Source organism: Virgibacillus carmonensis, from assembly GCF_057836705.1.
Window position 1 is genome coordinate 1 of the sequence record NZ_JBYQFJ010000195.1, and the last position, 655, is coordinate 655.

1 protein-coding gene is annotated in these 655 nt (G+C 44.1%); it reads right to left on the reverse strand.

What is annotated here, in order from left to right; translation table 11 throughout:
* Positions 1-91: 91 nt before the first annotated feature.
* On the reverse strand, positions 92-655 hold a 564-nt coding region (locus AC3G7N_RS21335), incomplete at its 5' end, for a 3'-5' exonuclease (protein WP_489424141.1).

Below are 655 nucleotides of genomic sequence, written 5' to 3' on the forward strand. Positions count from 1 at the left end.
ACATGGTATTCAAAGTTATATTGATTCAGCAACTCGGTTAGTGCAGCGATTTTTTCTTGTGCCTGTTGTTTGTCCACTTTCGAGGCACCTCCTATTGTTTCGTAATTGGAGCAAATTTTGCCAATACCCGTTTAATGCCGGTCGGCGCCGGAAATGCAATATCAAGTTCCATTGCTTCCCCCTCACCTTGAACCTTCACAACAGTACCAGTACCCCATTTTTTGTGTGATGCTTTGTCACCAGTTGACCATGGCTGATTTTCCGCACCTGTGGTTGTCTGCATTTTTTGTGCTTTGCGTTTGACAGGAGCTGGTGTTTCTTGGATTGGTCTGCGTCCTCCAAACATCGCTTCCCGGGCTTCCTCAATTCCATCAAGCAGGTCGGTAGGGATTTCGTTGATGAATCGGCTAATTGGGTTCATATTTGTACGACCAAATAGTGTACGCATTTTTGCATGCGTTACATAAAGTTCCTTTTCAGCTCTGGTAATCCCAACGTAAGCAAGTCTGCGCTCTTCTTCCATTTCATCTTCATCAAACATGGATCTTGAATGCGGGAAGACGTTTTCTTCCATTCCGATTAGAAAAACAACCGGAAATTCAAGGCCCTTTGCAGCATGCAGTGTCATTAGCGTAATTTTTTCATCTGCAACTTC